General features: G+C 46.4%; 18 protein-coding genes. 11 read left to right on the forward strand and 7 right to left on the reverse strand.

Going from position 1 to position 26,770, the window contains the following annotated elements; all coding sequences use genetic code 11:
• Positions 1-23 precede the first annotated feature (23 nt).
• Positions 24-1,571, forward strand: coding sequence for a phospholipase D-like domain-containing protein (locus tag B9N89_RS21825; RefSeq protein ID WP_159455548.1), 1,548 nt, complete (start codon positions 24-26; stop codon positions 1,569-1,571).
• A 141-nt stretch (positions 1,572-1,712) separates the two neighbouring features.
• Here B9N89_RS21825 and B9N89_RS21830 read toward each other — a convergent pair whose 3' ends face one another.
• The 3 genes from B9N89_RS21830 to B9N89_RS21840 all read right to left on the reverse strand — a co-directional run bounded on the left by B9N89_RS21830 (position 1,713) and on the right by B9N89_RS21840 (position 7,165).
• Complete coding sequence (locus tag B9N89_RS21830; protein WP_132322627.1) at positions 1,713-3,035, reverse strand: DUF1552 domain-containing protein; 1,323 nt, start codon at positions 3,033-3,035, stop codon at positions 1,713-1,715.
• A 13-nt stretch (positions 3,036-3,048) separates the two neighbouring features.
• A complete protein-coding gene (locus B9N89_RS21835; protein WP_132322629.1) occupies positions 3,049-5,718 on the reverse strand; it encodes a DUF1592 domain-containing protein in 2,670 nt (889 codons plus the stop codon).
• Positions 5,719-5,926: 208 nt separating this feature from the next.
• Positions 5,927-7,165: a hypothetical protein gene (locus B9N89_RS21840; protein WP_132322631.1), complete on the reverse strand. Its 1,239-nt coding sequence runs from the start codon at positions 7,163-7,165 to the stop codon at positions 5,927-5,929.
• 226 nt (positions 7,166-7,391) lie between these two features.
• On the opposite strand from B9N89_RS21840, the gene B9N89_RS21845 reads away from it, so the two are divergent.
• Both B9N89_RS21845 and B9N89_RS21850 read left to right on the forward strand, forming a co-directional pair.
• Positions 7,392-8,876 (forward strand): SulP family inorganic anion transporter, encoded by a 1,485-nt coding sequence (locus B9N89_RS21845; RefSeq protein WP_132322633.1) that lies wholly within the window; start codon positions 7,392-7,394, stop codon positions 8,874-8,876.
• On the forward strand, positions 8,876-9,727 hold the full coding sequence (locus B9N89_RS21850; protein WP_132322635.1) for a universal stress protein: 852 nt from the start codon (positions 8,876-8,878) through the stop codon (positions 9,725-9,727). The genes B9N89_RS21845 and B9N89_RS21850 overlap by 1 nt, the downstream gene beginning before the upstream one ends.
• Here the strand turns inward: B9N89_RS21850 and B9N89_RS21855 are convergent.
• The gene (locus B9N89_RS21855; RefSeq protein WP_132322637.1) at positions 9,724-10,977 is read right to left on the reverse strand and encodes a GAF domain-containing sensor histidine kinase; all 1,254 of its coding nucleotides are present in this window, start codon (positions 10,975-10,977) and stop codon (positions 9,724-9,726) included. The two genes, B9N89_RS21850 and B9N89_RS21855, sit on opposite strands and share 4 nt — an antisense overlap.
• 559 nt (positions 10,978-11,536) lie before the next feature.
• Between B9N89_RS21855 and B9N89_RS21860 the strand changes: the two genes are divergently transcribed.
• Positions 11,537-12,403: a substrate-binding periplasmic protein gene (locus B9N89_RS21860; RefSeq protein WP_143478237.1), complete on the forward strand. Its 867-nt coding sequence runs from the start codon at positions 11,537-11,539 to the stop codon at positions 12,401-12,403.
• A gap of 114 nt (positions 12,404-12,517) precedes the next feature.
• Here the strand turns inward: B9N89_RS21860 and udp are convergent, their stop codons facing one another.
• Positions 12,518-13,276, reverse strand: a complete 759-nt coding sequence (gene udp, locus B9N89_RS21865; RefSeq protein WP_132322641.1) for a uridine phosphorylase — start codon at positions 13,274-13,276, stop codon at positions 12,518-12,520.
• 108 nt (positions 13,277-13,384) lie between these two features.
• On the opposite strand from udp, the gene B9N89_RS21870 reads away from it, so the two are divergent.
• From B9N89_RS21870 to B9N89_RS21900, 7 genes are all read left to right on the forward strand, one after another.
• Positions 13,385-14,242: an acyl-CoA thioesterase gene (locus B9N89_RS21870; RefSeq protein ID WP_132322643.1), complete on the forward strand. Its 858-nt coding sequence runs from the start codon at positions 13,385-13,387 to the stop codon at positions 14,240-14,242.
• 21 nt (positions 14,243-14,263) lie between these two features.
• Entirely contained in the window at positions 14,264-15,052 is a 789-nt protein-coding gene (locus B9N89_RS21875; RefSeq protein WP_132322645.1) for an SAM hydrolase/SAM-dependent halogenase family protein, read from the forward strand.
• 37 nt (positions 15,053-15,089) lie between these two features.
• Complete coding sequence (locus tag B9N89_RS21880) at positions 15,090-15,293, forward strand: heavy-metal-associated domain-containing protein (protein ID WP_132322647.1); 204 nt, start codon at positions 15,090-15,092, stop codon at positions 15,291-15,293.
• The gene (locus B9N89_RS21885) at positions 15,290-17,434 is read left to right on the forward strand and encodes a heavy metal translocating P-type ATPase (RefSeq protein ID WP_132322649.1); all 2,145 of its coding nucleotides are present in this window, start codon (positions 15,290-15,292) and stop codon (positions 17,432-17,434) included. Before B9N89_RS21880 ends, B9N89_RS21885 begins: the two co-directional genes overlap by 4 nt.
• Before the next feature lie 142 nt (positions 17,435-17,576).
• The gene (locus B9N89_RS21890; protein WP_159455549.1) at positions 17,577-20,360 is read left to right on the forward strand and encodes a 7TM diverse intracellular signaling domain-containing protein; all 2,784 of its coding nucleotides are present in this window, start codon (positions 17,577-17,579) and stop codon (positions 20,358-20,360) included.
• A 146-nt stretch (positions 20,361-20,506) separates the two neighbouring features.
• Entirely contained in the window at positions 20,507-21,709 is a 1,203-nt protein-coding gene (locus B9N89_RS21895; RefSeq protein ID WP_159455550.1) for an acyltransferase family protein, read from the forward strand.
• A gap of 370 nt (positions 21,710-22,079) precedes the next feature.
• Positions 22,080-22,745, forward strand: a complete 666-nt coding sequence (locus tag B9N89_RS21900; protein WP_132322655.1) for a hypothetical protein — start codon at positions 22,080-22,082, stop codon at positions 22,743-22,745.
• 147 nt (positions 22,746-22,892) lie between these two features.
• Here the strand turns inward: B9N89_RS21900 and B9N89_RS21905 are convergent, their stop codons facing one another.
• Both B9N89_RS21905 and B9N89_RS21910 read right to left on the reverse strand, forming a co-directional pair.
• A complete protein-coding gene (locus B9N89_RS21905; RefSeq protein WP_132322657.1) occupies positions 22,893-24,308 on the reverse strand; it encodes a DUF1552 domain-containing protein in 1,416 nt (471 codons plus the stop codon).
• Between the two features lie 10 nt (positions 24,309-24,318).
• Positions 24,319-26,607 carry a DUF1588 domain-containing protein gene (locus tag B9N89_RS21910; RefSeq protein ID WP_132322659.1) on the reverse strand — a complete coding sequence of 763 codons (2,289 nt, stop codon included), beginning with the start codon at positions 26,605-26,607 and terminating at the stop codon, positions 24,319-24,321.
• Positions 26,608-26,770: the final 163 nt, after the last annotated feature.

The following is a 26,770-nucleotide window of genomic DNA, read 5'->3' on the forward strand; positions in this document are numbered from 1 at the left end:
TTGAATTGTTGAAAGGAAGCCCTATGAGAAGCTCTTGGATGACTACGCTATTTACCCTAGGAAACCTCTTGAGTGCGTCGTCCCTTGCTGGGGATTTTCACGATGCTGTAAAAGCCGAACTTACTCTTAAACACAATGATAGTAGGGGTTCAGTGTGGTTCGAAGCTGAAGCAAATTTGCCTATAGATTGGCTTATTGCTGAGCCAGTCTTAGGCTACCTGTCCGATAGTGAAATGGATATTGGTTCCTTGCATTGTGATGATCGGCAATCCAATTGTGATACGATCTGGCAAAGAAAATTATGTAATAATGATAGAGATTGTAACGACCTTGGTGTTCGCTGTGAGGCACTTCATGCAAGCAAGGTGAATCTTAATGATGCACCTAAAACAATGTGTCTAGCTCCCCAGGATCGTCTACTAGATCGCGTTTTTCTCCCAATAGCGAATGCGCAAGAAAGAATTGAAGTTGTTAGTCTTTCGATGCCTACGGGTCGTTTCTACCAAGGGATTCTTAACGGTGTAGCAGTGGCAAGCCAGGAAAGTTCTTTTCTCGACATACGATTTATCATGAGCGGCTATGATAGTGTGAAGCCTAATTTTCTGAACCCACCTAAGAAGATACTGAATCGACTCAAAGATGACCTTCTCCAGCGTGGGGTTGATCTGGATCGGCTGAGCCTCCACGTTGCATGGGTTTCTACACCGAGACTAAGCTGGAATCATGCCAAGATCATTCTCGTAGATGGTCGAGATATGATCACTGGAGGTCACAATCTTTGGGATCAGGACTACCTTGGTGAAGAACCAGTATTCGATCTTTCAATGCAGGTGACAGGTAACGTTGCTTATAAGAGCGGTACATTTGTGGATCAGCTTTGGGAGAATGCTCAATCGACAGCTAGCTGGCCTGAAACAATCGATGACGCTTACTACAAATCAAATCTATCGGGAAAAAAGGAAGGGGAGCACAGGATTCTTGGTGTAGGAAGGATGGGGGTTCTAGGGCCGTCCCCGGCTGACGACGCGATCAAGACTTTGATCGATCAGAGTCAGCATAGTCTTTATCTATCCATTCAAGATCTATTTGCCAAGCTCGTCTGGAAGGTGAACAAGTCTTATGCACTTGACAACATTATCCAAGCTTTAAACCGCGGAGTATCAGTAAAAATCTTGCAATCAAATGCAGGCCCCATTCTTGGCTACGGCATGCTTTCTCAGGATGAAACCCTTAAAGAGATCCTTAAAGCTGCAAGTAAAAGCGAAGCTCATGATCCAGTAGCTTTGAAAGCGAATATCTGTGCCAACTTAGAAGTTGCATCGCTACGAATCGCTGATGGCCAGAATCAATGGCCGAGTGGAGGGCCGATAGGAAATCATTCCAAGCTCATTATCGCCGATGAGCAAGCATTCTATCTTGGTTCGCAGAATCTCTACCCTTCAAATCTACAAGAATTCGGTTTAGTCATGGATAGTGAGACGTTCACAGGAGAACTGATCGATCAATATTGGCAGCCGATCTGGAGTCGGCTTGAAGTGTTCGCAAGTACTTGCGAAACCTTGGGATTCTGAAATTAGAGCCAGTTTCTAAGCTATCTGACGCCCTAAAAGAGCCCAAGAATACATCGTGTATTTACGGGCGCGATATTCAAGTTTTGCAGATTTTAGAGGTTTTCCACTATAGTTATTTCTTTGACTCTGATTTTGCTTCCCTTAGTATGTTTGAATATAGCCAGGAATTCCTGTGCCAAAGCTATTGCCATAGTTGTCCCAAGATAGCCCGAAAGCCCGAGCAATGTCGAGAAACAAACTAGACATTCCAGCTCCTCGGCAATCGATAGCTCGTCTACGGGCCACAGGGCTATGCTGACCACTGATCGTTAGGACTCCGGGGTTTTCCATCTGATGGTTACCGCCACCCACTTCTGACATCACCAGGATCAGAGTGTGATCGATCAAGGCACCGCCAAAAACAGGATCTATTCGTCTGGTGAGCTCATCCACGAGATAAGCAATCATCATGTTATACCAGCGTGTTTGGGAATCGAAAAGTGCGCTTTCATTGTGAGAGCTGACATGACTCCTGGTTTCGTTATAGTTTAGTTTCTCACCTGAACCAAAAGAGCCCATATAAGGGCGAATGCTTGGGAAATTGATTTTCAGAGACTCATCTTGAGCCGCCATAAATTGAAACGAAAATATCTTAGAAACATCAGCTTGCATCATGGTTGCAATGTTCTTCATCTGGGCCTTGCAGATGTCCTCTGCTTCTTCGTTTATTCCACCCATGCTTACTGATGGCCTAACTAATTCAACACCATCACCGAAACCAGCTTCTAGGACCTTCTGGTAGTATTGTAACGAGTTTTCATGGGCTATTAGCTTCTGAGCTTGAGATGTTGGAAGGTCAATGCTCTGCATGAGATCAAGGTTTTCCATGAGTGCAGATAGAATCCGCTTACGGCTAGCAGTCTGAGGATTCCCTTGATCTCCTCCACCAAGATCACCAATCAGCTGATCGTATACCTGTAGGGGATCGTCGGCAGGGACAATAGATCGCCCAGACTCATCGGTGAAGGGCATATATTCGGAACCCTTGGCAAGACTAGTCCAAAGACCGAGATGTATATTGTTCGTCAATCTTCCAGGTATGCTCATTCCTAAACTTGTATCAAAGCTCATATGGCCTGGAACTCCACCTGAAAAAACCCCGCGACAGGCTTCGGGGTGACTCGAACTGCCGCCATGCCCAGCGTAGGAAAGGTTCTTGAAAAGTGTTAGCTTATCCAAATGATTCGTTAACGGTTCAAGGGGACTCCTGCTGAGGCTAGCTGGGCTCAGCTCTCCAATGGGGTAGGAGTGCCAGCGATCTCGAACGCAGCCATTTGGGTAGTAGATCATCACAAAGCGTTTTAACGAAGGTGCTGCTAGAAGAGAAGACCAGCCAAGAGCGTCGACGCAAGCTAGGAAGCTACCACTCTTGATCATGTTGCGAATAAAGTCGCGGCGTTTCGATTTCAATTGAAGGGCTTTCATGGTGGCACTCCTTTCAACGACGTAGAATGTAGTTTTTAAGCTGTGTGCTGGCTAAGATCATGTCGATCATGCTCATGTTACTTGCCCCGAGCTTAAACGGTTTGCCCATAGTATCAAGTGTGCAGCTTGATGAATCATCTTCGCGGAATCCTCGGCTGTAGCGATACCATTGTCTGACAAAGCAGGCCTTTCCATTTCGGCTTTGAGCGATCAAGTTTGCAAGGTCGCCCATTTCATGGAAGGTTTCAACTGGTGCATCAGCCCTCAGAAATGTTTCAGCGGAGTTAAGACTGCCTATGGAACCTAGAATATCTAGCTGTTTTACAGTGCCGTCGGGGGTTGTTTCGAACTCCCTAAATTGGCCGAGATGGTCGAACCCTTCCAGGCCAAAGCCGATGCCATCGATATGCTGATGACAGACTTTGCAATCTGGCTTGATGTGAGCTTCAAATCGTTCTTTCACTGTTAAGCTAGGATCTGAAAAAGGTTTTAACTCAGCTCCTATGGGCGGTGGAGGAAAATCCTGACAGAGCAGCTGTCGCCGTATAAAAAGCCCCCGCTTGATGGGATGAGTGGTTTCCGAGCTAGCCTGGGTTGTTAGTATTGCTGCCTTTCCCAGAATACCGCGCCTTTCCCCTGGACTCCCAAGCATCGATACCTCTTGCCAATCATCGCCGCCTGGCCATGATATTCCATAGTGCCGGGCGAGTCTTTGGGTCATTGGGCTGGTCGTTGCTAGGAGTAAGGCCTCATAGGTTCCACCTGCGAACAGGATGCTCTCGACAAACTGGAGGGCTTCCTGTTTCATGTCCTCTTTAAGCTGGGCATCAATGTCTCCATGGATTGGTCTATCAAGGTCGAGCCAACCTAAGATAAATCGCTTCATAGCCGGTCGTGCTTCTGGAGAATTAAGAAGCCGTGAAGCCTGTTTTTTAATCTCTAGGGGGTCTGTTAACCGCCCTTTCATGGCGGCATCAATCAGTTCTCGGTCTGGTGGACTAGCCCAAAATGTGTATGAAAGAAGGCTTGCGATTTCAAAGTCGCTCAATTGAAAATAGCCTTTTGCAGCAACTGATGGCAGCATTCGGCCCATCTCGCTGCGATAAAGAGTGGCTGGAGAGCTGAGTATAGCGATGGTCATTTCCCTGATCCCTCCCAGCTCATAGAGTTTTTTATAGATATTGAACTCAGCTTCCAATATTGGTCTTCGGAAGGCTTCGAGGCTGAAAGACCTTATGAAGCAGTCGATAGTCGTACATTCAGGCCTCAGGCTGAGAATACTGCCCACAGCAGTCAAGGCATATTCAGCAACCTGGAGGTATGCTTTCCCATGATTCTTTACAAATATCTTGCTTGCATCCGTTTTAAAACCGTTGAATGGAAGGTCAGGGGGAAGGAGTCCCGCTGGAATCTTGAAATTTGGCAGTTGGAGGAGTTTTGCAATGGTGTTTTCGTACTCAACGTTGCTCAGCAACACGAGCCGACGTGGCTCAGGTAGGAGGTCTTCTAGGCGATTACATGCCCCTGATGGAGCTTCGAAGCCATCACCGAGAATCATTCCAGCGATGTTACTGGCGCAGTTTCCAACACAAACATTAGCTTGGCCCTTGGGCATATAGTTCGAGATGTAGCTGGTAAGTGATGCAAGACTATATCGTTCCTTAATAGCAACGAAAGGAATTCCGCCATCTCCTTTCAATCCGTGACAAGCTGCACACAGACGCTGAAAATTTTGCCGCCCGTCCATATACGGGTCTTCGATCGCTTCATAGACTGCTAGAAGAGTGATGGACCGTTGATCATCAACGATCAGCTGGGTTTCTGCCTCGTTGGGGTCTAGCAATAATCCCACGCCAGTCCCCTCCCAGTTTAAAAATCGCAGTCCTTTGCCACTGGGCTTGGCTTTTACATGCAAAATAGTACCAGTCTGGAATAGTTTGCCAGATAGATTTTTAGAATTCCCTTCAAGATAGATTCCACCGTTGCCGATCTGAACTTGGGTCCCTGTTATCGATGGCTCTGGAATCGGAGCTGTTGTGGACCAGCTATTACCATGGAGCCAAAGGTTTGAACCGCTAGAAATGCGATGATCTTGGGTCTGGCATTGGCTGTTGCCGCAATTAAAGATCACACTGAGATTGTCACGGTTGTCTATGAGTTCGCTATTGAGCGCGGTACGAAACCAGAGTCCACCTGAACGCAAGTCTCTTTCCATAGCAACACCTGGCCATTGATCAGAAAGAAAATTAATGAGAACTCCATCACGCTCATCCCAAAGCCAGATGTGAATCGGATTTGGTAGCCATGGTTGGGGTTGATAGAAATGTAAGCTAAAACCTTGACCAACATTCGATACTGGAATTTGCAGCTCTTTTCCCAAGCCACTTGCTGTGATAATTGCATTTCCCGCTATCTCACCGGCAGTGATGAGGCCAGTTGCAGAAACATGGGCAACATTGCTATTGCTACTCATCCAGGCCAGTCGATGATTGATGATGGCAGAATTTCCTTGTTCGTTGGTGCCTTTCACAAACAGCTGTTGCTCTTCTCCGGCTATTAAAGTGGGAAATTGCTGGGGTAGGATAGACCATGCCGATCGATCTTGCGTCATTGCTTCAAAGCCTAGAGCAAGCTGCGTGATGGCAAGCCCGAGGCCTAGTAAAAACGTAATAATCGAGTTCATGGTACCTCCAAAAGTGAATGGACCTCATATTTCCTACGTGAGGGTAGGGTGAGCATAGAGAAAGTTAAAGAAATATATGGCTGAAGACAATGACTATAGTTATCGAAAAGATTGATTTTTTTGACAGGGAGAGAAATCCTTCGGAAAGGTCGGTGGTGGCCTTGCCCTTGGGTGAAATGGAATCACCCAAGAACATGGTATCGGAATGCTAGTTGGAGATGTTCAAGTTTTGCTGAGATAGCCAGGCTAGATTGATCCGAACATCGTTGATGACTCGGGAGGACACGTTTACAGCAGTCCCTTCTAGCCTTGAAAGGTTATGGAAGTTAAAGCCGGGTTGATTGATGCGGTGGCAACTTCCACAGCTTGTATTCTTCGTTAGAACTCGATTGGCGTTGATAATATTTTGGGCTGCGTGGCGCCTGCCATGGATCATAACACTGTCGAATAGATCGTTGAAGTCGTTGCTAGGCAGGCGTGCTCTTTCGAGGCGCTGATCGTCTACCTGAACCCGAGCGTTGCTAATATGACCTAAGTTGAAAATGGGGCGACCATCGTGGAGGGATCGAATGACCACGTTTGCTGGAAAAATCGCACCATTGCGAGCTGAAAACGAAAGAAAGTCCCAAACGTTGATACGAGCAGGGCTGCGACCAGCAGGTAGAGAAAACGCTGTCAGCGCGGACAGGTTTGATGGTTGTGCGTAGGATGTTAAAAAACTCAGCAATCGTGAGCGAAATTGATTGCCCATTTCGAAATTTGAGACCTCGGGCCTCAAGCCGTGGCCACGATAATTTTGGCTGCTAAATCTTTGGTCTCGAAGATTGATGACTCTAGCCACCAGAGACGATACCATCCGATTTCTAAGCCTAATAAAATCCTCTTCCTCTTCAAATGTTAGAGGATGTAGCGGATTTAGGCCGTTATTTTGAGCAAAAAACTGCACCACGCGATTCCTTAAGCCTTGCAAGTAGGCTGCTTCCTCGGAGCCTAGGTCAAGGGCCGGGTTCAGGTCGTAGATCCCATGAATGGCACGATCATCGGCATAGCTCTGGAAAAACCTGCCCCCAACATTTAGGTTTCTGACGATTGGTTGCCAAACCAGCCTTACTTGAGGCCAGCAGAGAATTTGAGAGCTGTCGTGTGGACTATTGCCAAGTGGATTGCAAGGGTCAACCCTCATCGCTACTAATTGCCAATGATCGAAGCGGTTCTCTTGCTCAACAGCACGACCAATGCCTGATCTGGCGAACGACTGCAAGACTTGTTGATACCATTGAAATGGGAAAAGTTGGGCACCATTGTGGAGGCTGCTACTGATAGAAACAGAGTCAATATTCGGATGACTCAAAATCACCGATAAATCTTTTTCATGAATTTGAGACATAGCTGGTTGAGACCAATACGCCATGAGCAAAAGCCCAAGGCTCGCGGAAAAATTTTTCACGAAATACTCCCTTGATTCTGATTTTTGTGAGATCTGCGCGAGCCGGCTAGCAAGATTTAGGTTTAATGGTCTCATAGAAATTAGTAAATTATTTTAAAGGTAAATTTTTAGCTGATTGGTTTCCTTGTGCAGAACTAGTTCCATCTGGAAGGGAAAGTTCGTAAGCAGGCATGCCTTATGATAGAATCTAGAAAGTCCATCGAATCAAAAACTTATGGCCGCAAATATGATGAAGAAAAGAGATTGGTTAGGAAATGTGAGAGGCGATGTTCTGGCAGGTATGGTGGTTGCTCTAGCCCTCATACCTGAAGCGATTGCCTTCTCTATTATTGCAGGGGTCGACCCTAAGGTGGGTCTATACGCCTCGTTTTCCATAGCCGTGACTACAGCCTTTGTAGGTGGGCGTCCGGGAATGATTTCAGCAGCCACGGGGGCCATGGCGCTTCTGATGATCACCTTAGTGAAGGAGCATGGCCTCCAATATCTTCTAGCTGCTACCGTGCTTACAGGTCTAATACAGATCGCAATGGGCTTCTTAAAACTAGGGCGTCTCATGAGCTTTGTCTCGCGATCGGTGGTCACTGGTTTTGTGAATGCCTTGGCCATTCTAATTTTCATGGCTCAGTTGCCGGAGCTTACCGGCGTCAGCTGGCAGGTCTATGGGATGGCTGCCTGTGGCTTGGGTATCATCTATCTTTTTCCCTATGTACCAAAACTTGGAAAGGTGATTCCTTCGCCGCTTGTTTGTATATTAGTTATGACGGTAGTATCCATCTCCCTAGGCCTAGATATTCGAACTGTGGGAGACATGGGGCAGCTGCCTGATGCTTTGCCCGTGTTTCTGTGGCCACAGGTGCCATTGACCTTTGAAACCTTGGAGATCATATTTCCTTATGCGATGGGTCTGTCAGTGGTGGGCCTTCTAGAATCTCTCATGACTGCAACTATAGTTGATGATCTCACCGATACCAGCAGCGACAAGAACCAAGAGTGCAAGGGGCAAGGAATTGCGAACACGATAACTGGTTTTCTAGGGGGGATGGCAGGCTGTGCGATGATTGGTCAGTCTGTAATTAATGTGAAGTCTGGAGGTCGGGGACGACTTTCCACTTTAGTTGCTGGTGTTGTCCTCTTGATCCTAGTGGTGTTTCTTAATCAATTCGTGTCTAAAATTCCTATGGCAGCCCTCGTCGCAGTCATGGTGATGGTGTCTATTGGAACCTTTGATTGGAACTCGATTCGCAACCTTAAGAAAAACCCTCTGTCAAGCAACATTGTCATGATTTCGACTGTGACCGTGGTGGTATGGACTCATAATCTTGCTTATGGCGTTTTAGTGGGGGTGCTCCTAGCTGCTATGTTCTTTGCCAATAAGATCAGTCACTTCATGTATTCTGAATCAGAGTTGGACGAGGAGAAATCCATTCGCTACTATCGCTTCTACGGTCAGGTATTTTTTAACTCGGCTGACAAGTTTTTGCGGCAATTCAAGTTTAAAGAGGCGGTTTCTAAGGTGGTCATTGACTTAAACCGAGCCCACTTCTGGGATATCACTGCAGTACACGCATTGGATATGGCTGTTATTAAGTTAAGGCGTGATGGTGCTGATGTTCAAGTTATCGGGCTTAACGAAGCCAGCGAAACGATTGTTGATCGATTTGGAATTCACGATAAGCCAGAACAGATTGACAAGGTATTGGGGGGGCATTAATGGAAGCAGAACACAGGTTTGTATTATCTTGTATCGATGGCTCATCGAATAGCGATGCGGTATGTGACTATGGAGCTTGGATGGCTCGCATGATGTCGTCACCCTTAAAGTTGATTCATGCAGTGGAGCATCAATATATCCCAGCTGTGGCAGATCTTTCAGGAGCCATTGGGCTAGGGAGCCAGACTGAGTTGCTTAATGAGCTGACCACCGAAGGTGAGACCCGTCGCAAATTTCTTATCGAGCAGGGAAAAAAAATTCTGCAAGCAGGCAAGCAGCGTTGCATCGACTCTGGCACGACGCCTATTGAAACCATACAAAGGCATGGGTCTATTCTTGAATCTTTGGTTGAGTTGGAGCCAGATGTCAAGATGATTGTCGTTGGTATACGTGGCCAGGACCATGAACAAAAAAGCGGGATCGGCACGCAGTTGGAGACGATGATTCGGTCTATCCATCGACCTATCCTTGTGGTTAACAAGGCGTTTACAGCCCCTAAAGCTAGCATGCTCGCCTATGATGGTAGTGACAACGCCAATAAAGCTCTTAATATGATAGCTTCCAACTTAGCCTTTAAAGATATTCCCTGTCATATAGTTCATGTTGGGAAGCAGGGCAGTGACTTGCTGGATAAGGCAAGCAAGGTTCTCACTGATGTGGGAATCAAAACCACAACCAAATGCTTGGATGGAAAAATCGAAGATGCCTTGTCAGACTATCAAATTGAAAATGATATAGATGTAATGCTCATGGGGGCCTTTAGTCACACCCGTGTCCGCGGTTTGCTCCTTGGAAGTTTCACAGCCAAGATGTTGGCCAAGACGAACAGGCCTCTATTCCTTTTGCGCTAGGCTGCGAGATCAAAGCGGAATGTAGTGCCAACCCCTTCTTCACTTTCGACTCTGATTTCTGAGTTGTGGGCTTTCAGAATCTCAGCCACATAAGGAAGACCAAGGCCCGTGCCAGCCTCTCCTCCGGTGCCTTTGGTAGATATACTGGAGGATTCATCGAATAGTTTTGGAATCACCTCTTTTGGGATACCGACACCACTATCTGCAACTGAGATTTCTACACGGCCAGACAGAATTTTATGGTCAATCACAATCTTGCCACCAGGGTTTGAAAACTTGATCGCATTGCTAATTAAGTTTTGAAATGCTCGCGAAAGTTTATCTGCATCAGCACAAACTGTCAAACTAGTGGGTAGATTAAACACAAGTTCAAGGTTCTTCTCATCAAGCCTTGAATGGAACAAGCCAGCATCCCCCTCCAGGAGGTTTTTAAGGGCAAACCGCGTGGGTGTGATAGTAAAAGTGCCTGACTTCATGCTCATTAGTGGCAGCAGTTCGTTTACCATCTTCAAAGCATTTTGCGTGCATTGCTGTAGTTGAGGTAAGTGACCCTGAACCTCGTCCAGGCTATCGGCTTCCTGTAGTAGTTCGACATAGGAGTCCATAGCGCCTAAAGGATTGCGAAGATCGTGCGCTACGGTACCAATAAAGAAGTTAATTTTTTGATGAGCCTTCATCAGCTGGTCTGTACGCTTGGCTTTTGTAATAAAGTCGCCAACATTCTTGGCCATGAGATCAATGATGTCCTTTTGATCCGTGGAGAACATTCGATCTTTTTTCTTCATGCTAGAAAAGTTTATGGTCCCGAAAATTTCACCATCAACCCATATTGGGGCTGAAATGTATGACTCTAGATTGGTGCTTTGATAGCAAGGGTGCTGGCAAAGTATATTATCAGCTCCGACGTTTGGAAAAGCGATTGTTTTTTGCGAGTGATATACATCTCGACAGTAGGTTGTTTCTAACTCAAGTTGGGCTCCGTTCTCTATCGGTAGCTCACTGTCGACAGCAATCACTTCGTAGATATTTCCCTTGATATTAGAGACAATCCCGGTCTCCAGCTGGAAAATTTTCGTCCCAACCTTCAAGTAAGATGATAGAAGATCTTCGAAGTTCTCGAAGCTTGAACTTATCGTGCTATGTAGGAGCTTAAGGTTCTCAGTGAGTTCCCTATAGTATGCTAATGGATCATCGCCGACATCTGGTTGAGAGAATTTCGAATAAGTTTCTTGAATCTTAATAGAATCCATTGTTCCTCCAGCTCGATGCGATGTGATCGGAGATTTTACCGAGTTTTGTCTTACATCAGAGTCATAAAGTTGGTTTATTACGGTTTCGTAAGAGAGAAACTCGTCGACCAGTAGCTATGACATGGGTCAAACTTAGTAAGTTTAGGTTTGAAGCTTACGTTTTGATATTGCAATGAATAAGCTGTCGTGCTCTATACTATGAACCGCCCCAGTCATTCTCTGCCTATACCCTTTATGAACAGTTCTTTCGAGCAGGTCAGCTCGTATGAACAAGAGGGTCGGCAAGGATTGCTTCTTCAATTTGAAGTGGTCGTTCCGATTCGACATCGGAGGAATTTCAAGTAAAGTTCGGAGTCTATAGAATCGACTTTGCCACTTGGTATGCTAGCGGAACTATCAAGTGTCTAGGCTCATAGGAAAGAATTGGCCAAATATTTTGTTGTTTTAAGGAAGTTGCCGTGAGATTGAAGGAGAGGTCAGTAGTTAAGTGCTAGATTTTTGGAGGAGTGATAGTGGGGCTTGCTCTCTAGGGAAATAGATAAGTAAGGTGAGCGAAAAGGTGAATAGAGACTGTCCAAATCTGATTAAGTTAGCGAGGAAAGCTGGGCGTGGCTGGCCATTATTAACTCGTCTTACAGCTATCTATTGTTTGATGGTGCTAATTCCAAACTCTGTATCCGCGCGAGAAAGACAACGTGGTCAAGCTAGACTTGATAATCTCATCGGAACCTTTAAAATCCCTGGTTTGGTGGAGGCCGATCAATCGGGTAAGCTTGAAGGAGTTTTCGTGCAGCTTGCTCGTCAGGTGGTTCTGGGGGGGAAGCCGAGTTCAGAAATTATCTTGTTACCTCCAAAAAGGGTAAAGTATCTGATCGCTAAGAATATGTTGCTGGGCTTTTTCCCGGCTACTGAGCGAATGGAAGAGGGTGCTAGCGACAAGTACTGTCGATCAACAGCATTTGCAGAGAAGTTGGACTATGTTTATTTTCTTAACAACACGAAGCCTGCCCACAGCATGAGAGACTTGAAGGGTAAGAGGGTTCTAGTGACCGCTGGTTATCCTTACGATCCTAAGATTTTGAAAAATCCTGACGTTGAAATCACATTTGGGGTGAGCGATGAGGCAAGCCTTAAGATGCTCAACCTTGGTAGGGTTGATTACTTTATTGGGGAGGAACTTTCAGCGGCGATTGCTTTGGAAAAGCTAGGCTATAGCAATATTCGTTACAATAACCGCTTTCCAGTTGGAACGGAGCAGGTTTTCTTTGTTTTTTTGAAGACCAAAGAGGGGCTAGCTCAGTGTGAAAAGGTGAATCAAAGGCTGATAGATTTAAAGGGGAAAGGGCTATGGGACTGGGCGGCTGTGAAGCAAGGAATTTTGAAAAAGCTAGGAACGATGGCGTTCCAGCTTTTTCCAGGACCCTAGTGCCTAGTCGATTTGAAGCCTCGGCGTTGTTGACTTTGTCACTCGCTCGTCACTGTACCCAGCACGTACTGTCTCCTCGCTCGCTCCTTGTCGCCTAGCCGAGAATTCACCTTGCTATTTGTACTGAAGAGACTTCACCGCTGCCCGAATGCTGCGCTCTTGAGCCTGGCCCAAAACCTCACCTTCAGGAGTTTCCTTATGCTGGCGATTCACAAGAACTCCTAGGACACACGCACCCTGTAGACCATAAGCCGCGGTTTGAGTGAGAACTGTCGCTGCTTCCATCTCAAAAGACATCACATTGAGTTGCTCAAGTTCCGCAATCTTGTCTTTGAATTGTTTGATAACGAAACCGTTCTTAAATGAATCCTGACGGTTCTGCCCTTGATAGAAGGTATCAGAGCTAGCTGTGACACCAGTATGATAGTTATAACCTAAGTCTTTAGCTGCTTTCACCAGATTATCAATCATGCGGTAGTCAGCAACTGCCGGAAACTCTAGGGGAGCGATGTGGCTCGATGCCCCATCCATTCGCACAGCACCAGTTGAAATGATCAAGTCACCAGGGTTGATCTGTCTTTGGATAGCTCCGGTGGTGCCTACACGCAAAAACTTAGTCACGCCCATCATCGCTAGTTCTTCGATGGCAATAGCTGTTGATGGTCCACCAATGCCAGTAGAACAGATACAAATGGTTTCACCATCGAGGCTGCCGACCATGATGTTGTACTCGCGGTTAAAGCTCACCGCTTCCGCTTCGTCCAAGTGCTGCGCGATTTTCGGTGTGCGTCCGGGGTCGCCGGGAAGAATCACGGTGGTGGCACCATTCAATTGGTCTTTTGATATATTCAGGTGAAACGCTTTATGTGCCAATGAGGACTCCTTTTCTGCATGCTAAATGTCGGCGGAAATTGCCGCCGGCCTATGCTATAAGATATCTTGGCGAGGTTGAAGAACTTTCTTACCAATTGGGAGGAATCCTTGACGCAGGTACTCGATGAGTTGATTGAATTGCTGGATGTTAAGCCTGTAGAAACCAACGCTTTTGTGGGCCAAAGCCAGGATTTGGGCTTTCGCAATGTTTTTGGCGGACAGGTTCTTGGTCAAGCCACTATGGCTGCCTCAAAGACAGTGGACAATCGCTTCGTCCACTCACTCCATGGCTATTTTCTAAGGCCTGGGCTTGTTTCTGAGCCTATATCCTACGAAGTCGATCTGATTCGCACGGGCAAAAGCTTCTCCACACGGCGAGTGCTAGCCAAACAAGGTGGTCGCGCTATTTTTAATCTATCCATATCCTTTCACGGAGAAGAGCTAGGATTTGAACATCAATCGGAAAAGCCGGCGGTTCCTGGCCCGGAGGGGCTCCCCTCAGAGTTAGATCTGGCCCGGCAAGTCAAAGACAAGATCCCAGAAGCGGTGCGGGAAAAGTTCACCTGCGATCGCCCCATCGAGGTGAGGGTGATCGATCCCGTCGATCCTTTTAAACCACATAAGCGACCAGCGAAAAAATACTCTTGGATCAGAGCCATCCATAAGGTGCCTGACGATCCGATGATTCATCTCGCATTGCTTGCCTATGCCTCAGATTTCGGTTTGGCGACAGCGTCTCTGCTACCTCACGGCATCACGTGGCTATCACCTAAGATGCAGGTGGCGTCATTGGATCACGGGATGTGGTTTCACAGGCCGTTTCGCATCGACGACTGGCTTCTTTATGAAAAAGAGTCCCCGAGCGCAGCAGGAGGTCGCGGTTTCAATCGCGGGAGTATCTTCTCTCAGGATGGCTCGCTTGTGGCTTCGGTTGCGCAGGAAAGCTTAATTCGTCATCATCCATAAATTCAAACCTAGAGATCAGCCATGGTGCGGCCAATCTACTTACTTACTGACTTTGGTCATCAGGATATCTACGTGGGTGTGATGAAGAGTGTGATTCATCAGATCGCGCCCAAGCATCCCATTATCGATCTTTGTCACGGTGTGCCCGCCCAGTCGATTTTGTCTGGATCGTACCAGCTGAAAGCTGCGATTCCTTACCTTCCGGCAGCTAGCGTCATCATTGTCGTGGTCGATCCTGGGGTGGGAAGCCAGCGACGGGCCATTGCCTTAGAGCTGGATACGGGGCATTTTCTGGTAGGCCCTGATAATGGGCTATTCTCTGATTTGGCAGATCAATTCGGTGTGAAGGGTTTGGTTAATATCGGAGAATCGCCCTTTAACCTCTCCCAAAGCTCACATACCTTCCACGGTCGCGATATTTTTGCCCCTAATGGGGCAGAGCTAGCTCGGAAGGGGCGGCTTAAGGATCTCGGTCCATTGGAATTAAAGCCAAAACTGGTGTCACAAGATGGTGTCGTCCTGCGTATTGAATCCAGAGTGTGGCGGGGAACCGTGTTGCACATCGATCACTTTGGAAACGTGATCACCAATATTGAAAATCTTGCAGGCAACCTTGACGAAGGGCTATTTTCAGTCTTGGGTCATCATTTTCAGGGTGCTCGGACTTTTAGTGATGGTCGCCTGGGAGACTACCTTCTCTACCAAGGCAGCAGTGGTCATTTGGAGATGGGGGCCAACGGTGGGAACCTAGCTAGAGACTTGGATATACAAATCGGGGATCATTTGGATATTCTGCTACTTGATTCCTAATTTAAAACGACCGATATTGAAGTGGAAGGAAATTAACATGACGGAAGTTAAATTGAAAATTGATGGCATGACTTGTGAGGGTTGTGTGAAAAGTATTCAAAAGGCATTTTCCCATGAGCCGAAGGTTGAGCAAGTATCAATCAATCTCGCTGAAGGCACGGGAACCTTTAAAACCAATTTGGATGCTGCGACCATAATCATGATGATCGAAGATCAAGGCTTCGATGCTCGAACCATATGAAGCAGCATCATATCAAGCTTTCGGGCATGACGTGCACCGCCTGTTCAGCGCGCATTGAAAAGGTGCTCAATCGCAAGCCCAATATCCAATCCGCGGTGGTGAATTACGCCAGCGAAACAGCTCGGATCGAAGGAAATCTTGAGCTGGACGAGCTGACGTCTATGATTGAAGCGATTGGCTACGGGGTTGCGGATGAATCAAGGGAACAGGACAATGACGGTGAGTTTTCACTAGGCTTGTTGTTAGTGACCACGGCTTTGGCTTTGCCAGTGTTTTTTCTGGGAATGGGTTTTGTTGATGGTGGCGCTGCCGGGCCTTGGATTCAACTGGTGTTGTCCACTCTGGTACTTGCCACCGCGGGGCGAAATTTCTACGTTCGCGCCTACAAGCTGGCCCGTAACTTAGAAACGAATATGGACTCCCTCGTTGCTGTGGGGACGTTCGCTGCCTATCTTCTATCACTCTATCATGTCTTCATAAAACCAGGCCCCCTTTACTTTGAGTCAGCGGTGGTAATTATCAACTTCGTCTTTCTAGGGAAGTTTATTGAACATCGCGCAAAGGTATCCACTCTAAAGTCAGTGGAGTCGTTGGCTAAGCTAAGGCCTAAGGAAGCCCATCGATTCCGCAACTACAAGGGTCTTTCGAGCCAACATGATCTGGAAGTTTGTGATAGTTCCAGTCTTCAAGTCGACGATGTGGTCTTAGTGCGCAACGGTGAAGCCTTTCCTAGCGATGGGACCGTTCTCGATGGGAGTAGCGCGGTTGATGCTGCGATGATGACAGGTGAATCAGAGCCGGTGAAAGTTGATGTGGGCAGTGAGGTGATCGGGGGCACCATCAATCTTCAGCGTCCATTGGCAGTTAAGATTACCAGAACCGGCCAAGAGACAGCACTCGCACAAATCATCCGTTTGGTGGAAGAGTCGCAAAACTCGAAGCCACCCATCCAAAAGCTAGCCGACCGGGTAGCTGGCCGTTTCGTGCCTGTGGTGTTTGTATTAGCGGCGTTAACATTTCTTGCCTGGGTTGTTCTCGGCTATGGCTACGAACCTGCACTCATTGCAGCGGTATCAGTCCTGGTCATCTCGTGTCCCTGTGCGATGGGGCTCGCGACTCCTATGGCTCTGGTAGCTGCCTCGGGAACCGCGGCTCGCCTCGGTATTTTGATCAAAGACTTAGCGAGCCTTGAAGTGCTTCACCGCTGCCAGGTGATTGTTTTCGATAAGACAGGGACTCTGACTGTGGGCAAACCCCAAGTGGTTCATCAGCACTATTTTACCAGCAATTGGCAGCGCGAACTGGTGAACCAGATACTTGTGACGATGGAAAAACAGTCCACCCATCCCCTTGCCAAAGCTATCGTCGCCGCTATGGGGGAGGCTCACGGCGCCCTAGAAGTAAGCGACTTACAAGAAAGTGCTGGAGTGGGTCTCTCAGCGTGGTTTCATGATTCATCTGGGGCTCACGAGACTTTCGTTGGCAAAGTGGATGCTGAAGAGATAGAAAACAGCCAGGAGTGGCAGAAGCTTCTGCAAGACTATCCTGGAACCAGTGTGGTTGGTGTTAAGGTTGACGAGCAGTGGGTTGCTGCATGCTTGCTTGCTGATCCACTCCGTGATGATGCGAAAGATGTGATTCATGATCTTAGAAAAGCCGGTATCGAGCCCATTATGGCCTCCGGTGATCGGGAAGCGACAGCTCAATCGGTAGCCAGTACATTCACACCCGGTCTGAGAGCTTATGGTGCAATGTCTCCTGAGCAGAAGGCTGAATTGCTCCAGTCTATCAAAAAAGATTCAAAGGTGGTCGCTATGGTTGGCGATGGAATCAATGACGCTCCCGCCTTGGTAGAAGCCGATGTTGGAGTTGCTATGGGCTCGGGCTCTGATGTAGCCATCGAGTCGGCACCGATTACCATCAATAGCCCGTCCATTGGTAAAATTTACCAGGTTTTTCGATTGTCACTAAAGACCTTTGGTATTATTAAGCAGAATCTGGCTTGGGCGTTTCTGTATAATATTGTCCTTATTCCCTTTGCAGCCTTTGGCTTGCTATCTCCTATGCTCGCTTCCGGGGCTATGGCGGCGTCGAGCCTGTGCGTGGTGTTCAATGGAATGCGACTCTTACGGTTTCGCTAATCCAAATTTCTTGGTTTTAGCCAAACTTGACGCTTTTTAAACTTATCAAATTCTGAGACCAACCGAAATGGATGAGGTGTCTCAATAGCTCTAAGGCTTGAGGCATTAAACCACTGGTAAAAACACCTAGAGTTGGATGCTCATGAAATCGATCCTGCTTTCGATCTTGTTCCTCTTTGCACTACTAGCTCAAAGTCATTATGGCTATGGCGCCGGAGACAATCTCGTAACCCTTCCATCAAAGACCCTTCATCAGTGGAATGTTGGGGGCAAAGCAGTCTATTTCCAAGATCCAGGCCAACATTACAAAGATCGGCAGGTGATTTCTGGTAAGTTGGATGAGCGCTTTAAATCGACGGGTAAGGATGTCGCGCGGTTCGGTTATGCGAAACCCTATCCATTTTGGGCTCGCCTGACGATTAATAATCCGTTTAACGAGACTGTGACGATTCTTCTCGAAGCCGATTATAGCGCTATCGATCACCTTACCATGTATCACCTAGGACCCTCTGGTGACATCTTGCATCGGGCTCGCATGGGCGACAAGGAACCCATTAAAAATCGCTATGTAAACTATCGAAATCCAGTTTTCCAACTCAACTTAGCCCCTGGAGACAACTTAGTCTACCTGAAACAGGAGACCACTAGTGGTGTCCAGTTTGTTCTTTATCTCTGGGACCCAGTGACATTCAAAAACTTTAAGATCGCCGAATCGATTTTCATGGGAATTCTGTTTGGTGGCATTCTTGTGATGGGGTTATACAATCTATTCCTAGCGATCTCGGCGAACTCTCGCACATATTACCTCTATAGTCTTTACATCGCTTGCTATTTGTGTTTCGCGATGTCCTACTACGGTGTGGTCCCTGTCATGTTTGGGATCGACGGCAGCCACTTACCCTTTACGGGGGGGGACCTTTATGTTGTGATCGATGCGATTGCGTTTTCAGCGATCTTATTTTCCATGGATTTCCTTAATTTGAAACAAGATGCACCTGGATGGAATCGCTTTTTACAGGGTCTACTAGTTGTACTCGGATTAAACATGTTGGCGATGATCGTTACTGGAGGAACATTCCTGTGGTCCATCCAGCTGTCAGTTCTGATGTCTCTGGTTAGCTCAATCATCCTGCTAGTGCTTGGAGTCTCTCGTTCACTGGGCGGTTATGCTCCCGCAAGGTATTACACTCTCGCCTGGTCGATGATTTTAGGGGGGAATATCGTATTTATTTTAGAGGGAGCATCAATCATCAAGGGCAACTTCTGGACTTCGTGGTCTCAAGTGGTTGGTTCAGTTTGTGAGATGACCTTATTGTCGCTTGCTCTAGGCGCACGAATGAATCACATTCGCAAGGAAAAGTTCCTTTTGGAGCGTAAGCTTCGGGAGGAAAGCGAAGAGAAGAAGAAGGCGCAGGAAGACTTGATCCATGTTCAGGAAGCTTCCATTCGAGAGCTAGATGAAAGGGTTCAGGAAAAAACTCGCGACATACGAGAAATCTTACTCCATATCAAGCAAGGTATATTTACCTTCAAAGACGACCTAAAAATTATGCCGGAATACTCCTCTTACCTAGAAACGATTGTCCAAGAAAAAGAGCTAGCGGGCAAAGATGCCTTTAAAACACTTTTCTCTGACAGCAATGTAAGTGGAGACCAGCAAAATCGTAATCGTGCAGTGATTGAATGCTCTTTAGATGAGGATTTGATCAACTGGGAAGCTAATCTCACTGGTTTGGTTCACGAGATCTCGCAGCAGCACATCGAAGGTGGGCCTGTGACTCATATGGAACTGGATTGGAGTCCAGTGGTCGGAAACGATGGCACAATCAACAAGGTTCTGGTGGCTGTACGGGATGTAACAGAAATTAAAAAGTTAAAGCAAGAAGCTCAAGCAAAGGACGCAAGACTTAGAATCCTATTAGAAATCCTGGATCAAGACCTCAATAAGGTCGATGCTTTCCTAGCCCGAACTGAGAGTCGAATTTTTGCCTTGCGCTCGACGCTCAGAGACTATCGCTATGAAAAAAGCCAGTATGATTCTCTTTATCGAGAGCTTCATACGATTAAAGGTAACGCTAGAGCTTTGGGGCTTAAAGGGATTTCTGATGAAACCCATCTAGTGGAGGATGAGCTCAAGCGGGTAGGGGATGGAGATCACAAAATCGATTCATTGAGACACTGTGCCGAGGCTTTATTCCAACTGATTGAGGAGTATGACGAGGTCTTCCAGGCAAAGTTCAAGAATCTAAAAGTTGAGGCGAGAAGACGGATGCGCAACATCCTGTTTGAGCGTTTTATTGATGAGCAGGTAAGGCCAGGGCTGGTACGATTGGCCAATGAGCTAGAAAAAGAAGAGCCTAATCTTATCGTTAGCAACCCGGATCGGTATCATATCATTGGGGAAGAGCTAGAAGAGATCTTTCAAAACGTCTTGAATCATCTCACTCGAAACTCTATCGATCATGGGATTGAGGGTCTTGAAGAGCGGCTCAGTAAAGGTAAGCCTGACTATGGAACTATCAAAATCGAAATTAGAATTGTCGATGACGGCTATGTCCGATTCCTCTATGAGGATGATGGGCGGGGCTTGAATTTAGGGAAGATTCGCCGCATAGCTATCGATAAGGGCTTTCTAAGTGAGGATGCTGGGATTCATGACATTGCTGAACAAATCTTCGTCGCCGGTGTGTCTACAGCAGAAAAGGTTTCAGATATCTCGGGGCGAGGTGTTGGTATGGATGCCGTCAATCATTATGCCGAAGTCTTGCATACCCATCTTTCGGTGATGATTCCCAGCGATTTTGACCAGGAAGCAGCCATGGCAGCCCTGAAGCAGGGGCGTGACGATGTCTATCTGCCTTTCACTCTTCAAGGAGATTTTAAACTCGCAGAGCTACAATCTCAGGCTAATCAATCTGCATCTTGATTCTGTTGATATGTCGTTCCCACCATTTTCCAAGGTTCACTGTCAATTTCATTAAAAAGAGCTTGAGCCAAATCAGATATCTGCCTAAAGTTCCAGAATAACATTGAAAAATGCTTGTGCTTCACGTGAGGTATAAAGGAGACCTGATGAGCCAAAGGCAGAGTTCAACTCTATTTTTTAGCAATGTTCGCTATCTGATGGTGATGGCTGTCGTTGTTTTTCACTCTGGCCGTAGTCTGGAAAGCTCGGCTGACTGGTGGTATGTGATGGATCAGAATCCAGCAGCTGGGATCGATGTTCTCAATCGCATCTTGCAAACCTTCCAATTACCTGTCCTTTTTTTTATAGCTGGTTACTTTGTATTGCCTTCCTTGCGGAAAAAAACACTCCGAGATTTTTGGAAGGATAAGTGGCGTCGACTCGGCTATCCAATGATCTTCGGAGCTGTTCTCGTCATCTCTATCCTCCACTACGCTTGGAACTTTCGCGCTCACAGCGATACCAATGAAATTGCAGGTATGGGTTTCCTTGAATACTGGCTGATGGTCAATGCTGACTTCTTTAATCTTCGAGCTAGTGTTTGGGATAATATGAACTCTTTTTCATACGGCCATCTGTGGTATCTGAGCTTTCTGCTTTGTCTTTTCTTGCTCGCAGGATTCCTCTGGAAAATCTCTGGGTTTCGAACTTTCTTTTCCCAATCAAGATCGGTCAGCTCCCCAAAAATTTTTCTAGCCTTGGCCCTAGTGCTCCTGATCAATACTGGAGTGCCTTATCTCCTTTGCCAGTTTATGTCGGAATCAACTTGGTATCTTGTGATCCCGATTCTAGAGTTTCAACCAACACGCTCCATTACCTATATCAGTTTCTTTTTCCTAGGAATGTGGGCATCTCGGCATCTGTGGTTTAAAGAAAGTTCTATTCCTGGTCCTTGGATTTTCTGGGTTGGTGCATCTCTAACGTGTCTCGGGATTTTTGTTTGGGTAGGTGAAAATTTCAAACCAGAAAGCCTAACCTATTTATTAAGCAGGGCTAGTCTTAGCCTAAGTCTCTTAGTTACGATCCTTATCACTGCACAAAAGTTTTGGAATCAGCAAACCTTTATTGATAAGCAGTTGGCTCAGTATTCTTATGAGATTTATCTGGGGCATTATGTGTTTTGTCTGGCCCTTCAGTTATTGCTTGCTCCGTGGCAGAGTGTGCCAACGACTGTTAAACTGTTGCTGATTAGCTCTGTTACTTTGATATTATCACTTTTGGTTTCCAAGTTTCTTATTCAGCCGCGGCCCAGACTTACTTTGGCTATGTGTGCCCTGGTAAATATCGGGCTTATGGCATTCACTGGCTAAGTTGCTATCAAAAGACTTTTGTGGATTAGGCTCACTTTTGAGCCTGTCTTTGAGGCGAGAATTTTCCTGCACTGCTTCGACTTGGTCGCACTGAGCTGAGGTGCGATCGTTGTGACTCAGCAGCAACCTCCAGCAGAAAGAAACCCTGATACTAGCAGGCTCAATTATCCTATCGATTTCCTTTTGCAATATAGGCATCGATTGTGGGTCCTTTCGTTCTGGTACAAGCTTTAGGCATCGAACAAAAAGTGAGCTAATATTGCAAATTACTAAAATTATTTATAAAATACTAGTTTGCATCCTTTTTACTAGCATTCTATCGTGGATGACTTCCTGTGGCGACAAGTGTGGTCGGAATCCATATGAAACCATGATTGGGAAATCATGCCCGAAAAAGGATGTTGGTAACAAACCTCAGAGCTGTATTAGTCTCAACCAGAATAATTGCCATGAAAGCTTGGATAAAGACGTTGTTTGGTATAGTGAGACCAATCCATCTGTTCAGAGCTTCTTCAAATTTACTCCAGATGGTAGCTATCAGCAGTATGTGTTTTTAAAGCTAAATGGTTTTGTTTTTCACGAGCTAAGAGTCGGGAAGTTTTTTCTGTCTCAGGAGAGTCAACTACTATCGTTTTCTATAAGCTCTAGCTCCTGCCAAAGTGATGACTATTCTCTTTTTTACCCCTATGACCAATCTAATTTTGAACTTGCTTTGCTTCGTCAAGATGTGAATCCCGTTGCGATGTTTCGGTTTCTGCCCGAATTGATCATCCAGTATTCGGGCCAAGGAAAAAACCTTTTTGACAAGATGCTACATTTTATAGTGGATATTATATTCTCAGGGATCATGACTGGTATCAAAGAGGTCTTTACCCATGAGTTTTGGACGACTTTCTACACGGGCCAAGTAAGAAGTAGCGATGAGGGAGCTGCCCTACTTGAGGGGCTGCTTCATCAATCAAATCAGACCTGCTTTTCTACTGAAACCTTTCCTAATGACCTAACAGGTACAGTCATCAACACATATAGGCCCTAGTGCTTAGTCACATTGAATCCTCGGCGTTTTTGTCTTCGTCTCTCAATCGTCGCTGTACGGGAGTACTATCTCCTCAATCATTCCTCGACGCCTAGCTGAGAATCCAATGTGACTAAGCACTAGGTCCTTATGAAGAGCGATTCAAAATCATGAATTTAGACCTGCTAGCTGCCCCGTGATTCCGGAGTATCCAAAATGATCATCATTGATTCCAAAGGCATTTAAGATCGATACGAGTACATTGTTGTGCGGTGCGTGGAGTGCAAGCTTATCACTACCGCCGCATTTTTCTTGTGCAAAAAAGTAGGTGCAATCGTAGTTATGATCTTGAGAAAGCTTATACCATGATCCCATATCAAGCCTACCCTGAGCCCCTCCTAACAAGAGCCAAGGAACATTCATGTTGCCATGAATGCCGCTATAGCCAAGTTCATTGACCCACAGGATCACTGTATTATCGAGTAGAGTTGAGCCGTCTGCCTCAGTTCTTGCAGCTAGAGCGCTCATCAATCTTTCAACCTTCTGAGCCAAGTAGTTGTGATATGCAATCATCTTCCATTCTAGCCCTTGAGGTGTTGAAGAAGTCGATTCCTTGGTTCCTAGCATATGAGTAACATCGTTGTGAATGTCGATGTTTAGTCCATCGATGAAGGGAATTCGGTTGAGGTTGAAGCTGAAGCTCGCAACGTTGGTTATTTGGCAGGAAAGAGCTTGAACCAGAAGGTCAAGCTGCAAGTCAATCACCTGATCCGCGTTGGCAAGGTCAAGGTAGGGCAAGGTGCTTGGTTTCTGACCGAGGGAGCACACGCCAATATTTTTAAAACTGTTCTCAATATTTCTGAGTGAATCTAGATTAACATCAAGAATTTCTCTTTTATTGGCAGGCGACTTTGCTTTGATAGCGTTAATGTCCCGTAGCGCGAAATCAACCGCCGACTGGCGAATCTTAGACGCTGTGGAAAGCTCTGAGCCAGACTCTGATGTATTCGAGAAGAGCTGGTTATAGAGGGAAACCGGGTCATTGATTGTTGGTATCTTAATGCCGCCAGGGGCGTAGGATGTTGTATCGTAAACACTTGTTCCACCTGCAAAACCAGCTGCCAAGGATAAAGAGCGTATGGGGGTGTTTGATCCGATAATACTTGCAACGTATTGGTCGATCGATCCCTTAGCGATGTCTTCAGCCTTGTGCGTGAAAGTTGTCTCCATCCGAGCTCCGGTTAAAGACGACGCAATTCCAGCCTCATGACCTGTTCTTGAGTTTGAATAGCAGGCCTTATAGTCAATGCCATCAAGCACTGTGATTTTGTCCTTGAAACCTTCAAGGGGAGCTAAAATTGAGTGATCGTAGTCCAAAGTCCAGGCGGTCCTACTGTAGCTTCCCGCCAGTCCTTTCGGTCTCCAGAATCGATTGATGGTGCCAAAGGGGTTGTAGAGAGTAATAAGTCGCATAGGAGGCTTCTCCGATGCATTGGCTTTGCTAGCGAAGCTATTCAACCAAAGTGGTGCTGATGAGCCAGCTGCCATATGTCGCAGTAGATTTCGTCGGGATAGTTTTTTCATGAATATGTACCTACTTTCTACGAGTGATAAAATAGTCAGATTGAACAATTTTAATGAGGATGTCTTGCATGCTCAGTGTCTCAGCCTTGTTTGACCAGATATCAGCGAGAAAGCACTGATTCTCGCCATGCTTGGGAGATACGCCTAGGCCAAACCTTAGAGCTTGTTCATGCATACAAAAATTAAATTCTTTGGACTTCGCAAGGTTTGAGCCCATGTCCTTAGCATCGCGAAAACTAAGGTCCGTACCATCCAGAATCATTGAAACTTCAGTGTCAACAATCGAGCCATTATCTATCAACCGCTTCGCACCGATTCCATCAAAGCCTTCTAGGCTGAATCCCAGTGGGTCGATCATGGTGTGGCAGCTAGCACAAGCCTCGTTTGAGCTATGGAGTTCAACAATCTCGCGACCAGTGAGGCCTGTTGCATCGATTGCTGAAATGGGAGGAATATCATTTGGTGGTTCTGGAAGGTTTTTACAAAGAACCTGCTTCACAAGGGTTGCGCCTCGGAGAATCGGTGCGGACGAGTCTACATGGCCATGGACACTTGAAAAGGCACCCTGGGTTACAAGCCCCGAACGTCCGCTCGATGCAGGGTAAATCGCTTTTTCAAAGTTATCGCCGTTCATGTCGTAAAATGAAGCTAGCTCATGATCAACGAAGCTGTAATTTGAAGCTAAGATATCCCCTAAGGCGACATCGTTAGAGAATAGGTGCCGACCAAAGGCTTTGATCTCATTTGCAAACTTGGGTTTTAAGCTCTGGAAACTTGGATAGTGTAATGGGTCCTTTCCCGTGGTGGAAATGGAAGACACGTCCAGTAGTGAGCTGACGTATTCTTCGCCCTTCAAAGCAAAGCCATCACTTGCCATAAGTTGCTTAAGATAGAAGACTCTGTAAACCGGATCCCTTAGCTTGCCTGATGCTGCGGCCGTGAGTAACTCACCCTCAGCAGGATGGCCTAGTGTCATAAAACTCAGTTGATCAGCAATCTCGCGATCACTCAGCTCATAGGTGCCATTCTCACCATGTCCGATCTCGCTCTTGTATAAAAAGGAAGGTGACACCAAGATTGAAATCATAATAGCTTTAAGGCCGTTTTGGTGATCGTAATTTTGATAGATCGACAGCAGGCTGGCGCGCTCTTCCTCTGCAAGCGCTCTTCTGAATGCGCGCTCGCCAAAGTTAGAAATAAATTCTTCAACACAAAATCCGATATTCGAAGACTTGCAAAGATTAGGTAAGGCTGAAGTAGTAGAAAGCATAGCATCCGCAATCAGCTCAGCATTATCAAAGACCACTGAGAGGTGAGAGTCGGTCATAGTATAGATCCCAGAGATAGTTGCGAAGCCCTTCTCTTTAGGATCGGAAGGCAGGTCAGCTAGGGTGATTGATTCAAAATCAGGGATTGCCGTAAGGTAGGCCAGAGTTTTCCTATATTCATAGGCCGTAAGCCTTTTATAGCCGCCTTCAATTGGATCAAAAGAATCACACCTTGCGTGGATTTCAAACGGTTCATCGATAGGCTCAGAGACCTCTTTCGAACAGCTCAATACTGGGCTTTCAAGTTCGTTTGTAAGTGCTAACCAAGCTTGATACTCTGTTGATTTCTCAGATAAGACTGCACCTCCGCTGTGGCTTAGGCCGCCTACAGGCTTCATTTGGAGAAGGTCGATACCGTTGTCTTTTAAGTCAACAAACTTCAATAGCTTTTTATAAACCGATGACTCGTTGCCTCCGATCTCGAATACACCAAAACCAAGAGCCCCCTGGCCACTTCCCCCGTGACAGGAAACGCAGTTCTCAAGTATTCCTGATACTAAGTCAAATTTCTCGAATGTTGTCTGGCAGGATTCGCTTGAACTTGAGTCGTAGGGAGTTGATCGAGCTAATGGATCCTCCCTATCTTGAATGTCGCTAGCATTCAGGCAGGCCGTTTGCTGGCTCGAAAGGCCATCAAGAAATTGATCCCATGTCCCAGCATCGTCGCTAGTAATGAGTGTTCCACCGCCATGGGAAACTAGACCTGTTGGTTTTTTGCGGAGAGCTTCGACTTTACCATCGCCAATCAGCTTGGAAATCCCAGCAAAAGCATCTTCTGCACCAGAGCCATCCATAAACTTTGTGGCACTGCCCGTCGCTCCAAATTCATGGCAGGAGCCACAATCGCTAACAAGAGGAAAGATCGTCTCCTCAAAATTGGGGTCATAGGCAACATCGCATGGCTCTTCATTGGGAGACGGTTTTAATGAACAGCTGGTTATAAAGATAAAAGATAGTAGTAACCTAAACATTTAATCGCCTTTCATGGGTTGGATCGCAGTTTGGTTTTTTGCCTTTCTTGCGAAGGGCTAGCTTAGTCTTAGATCCTTATGATTGGTAAAAAGTGGAGTTGGAGTAGGACTGCTGGGACAATTCTAATCGGCTGTTCAAGGGAGATATTTGTCAGATTCTTTC

The sequence above is a fragment of the Pseudobacteriovorax antillogorgiicola genome, from assembly GCF_900177345.1.
GTDB lineage: Bacteria > Bdellovibrionota_B > Oligoflexia > Oligoflexales > Oligoflexaceae > Pseudobacteriovorax > Pseudobacteriovorax antillogorgiicola.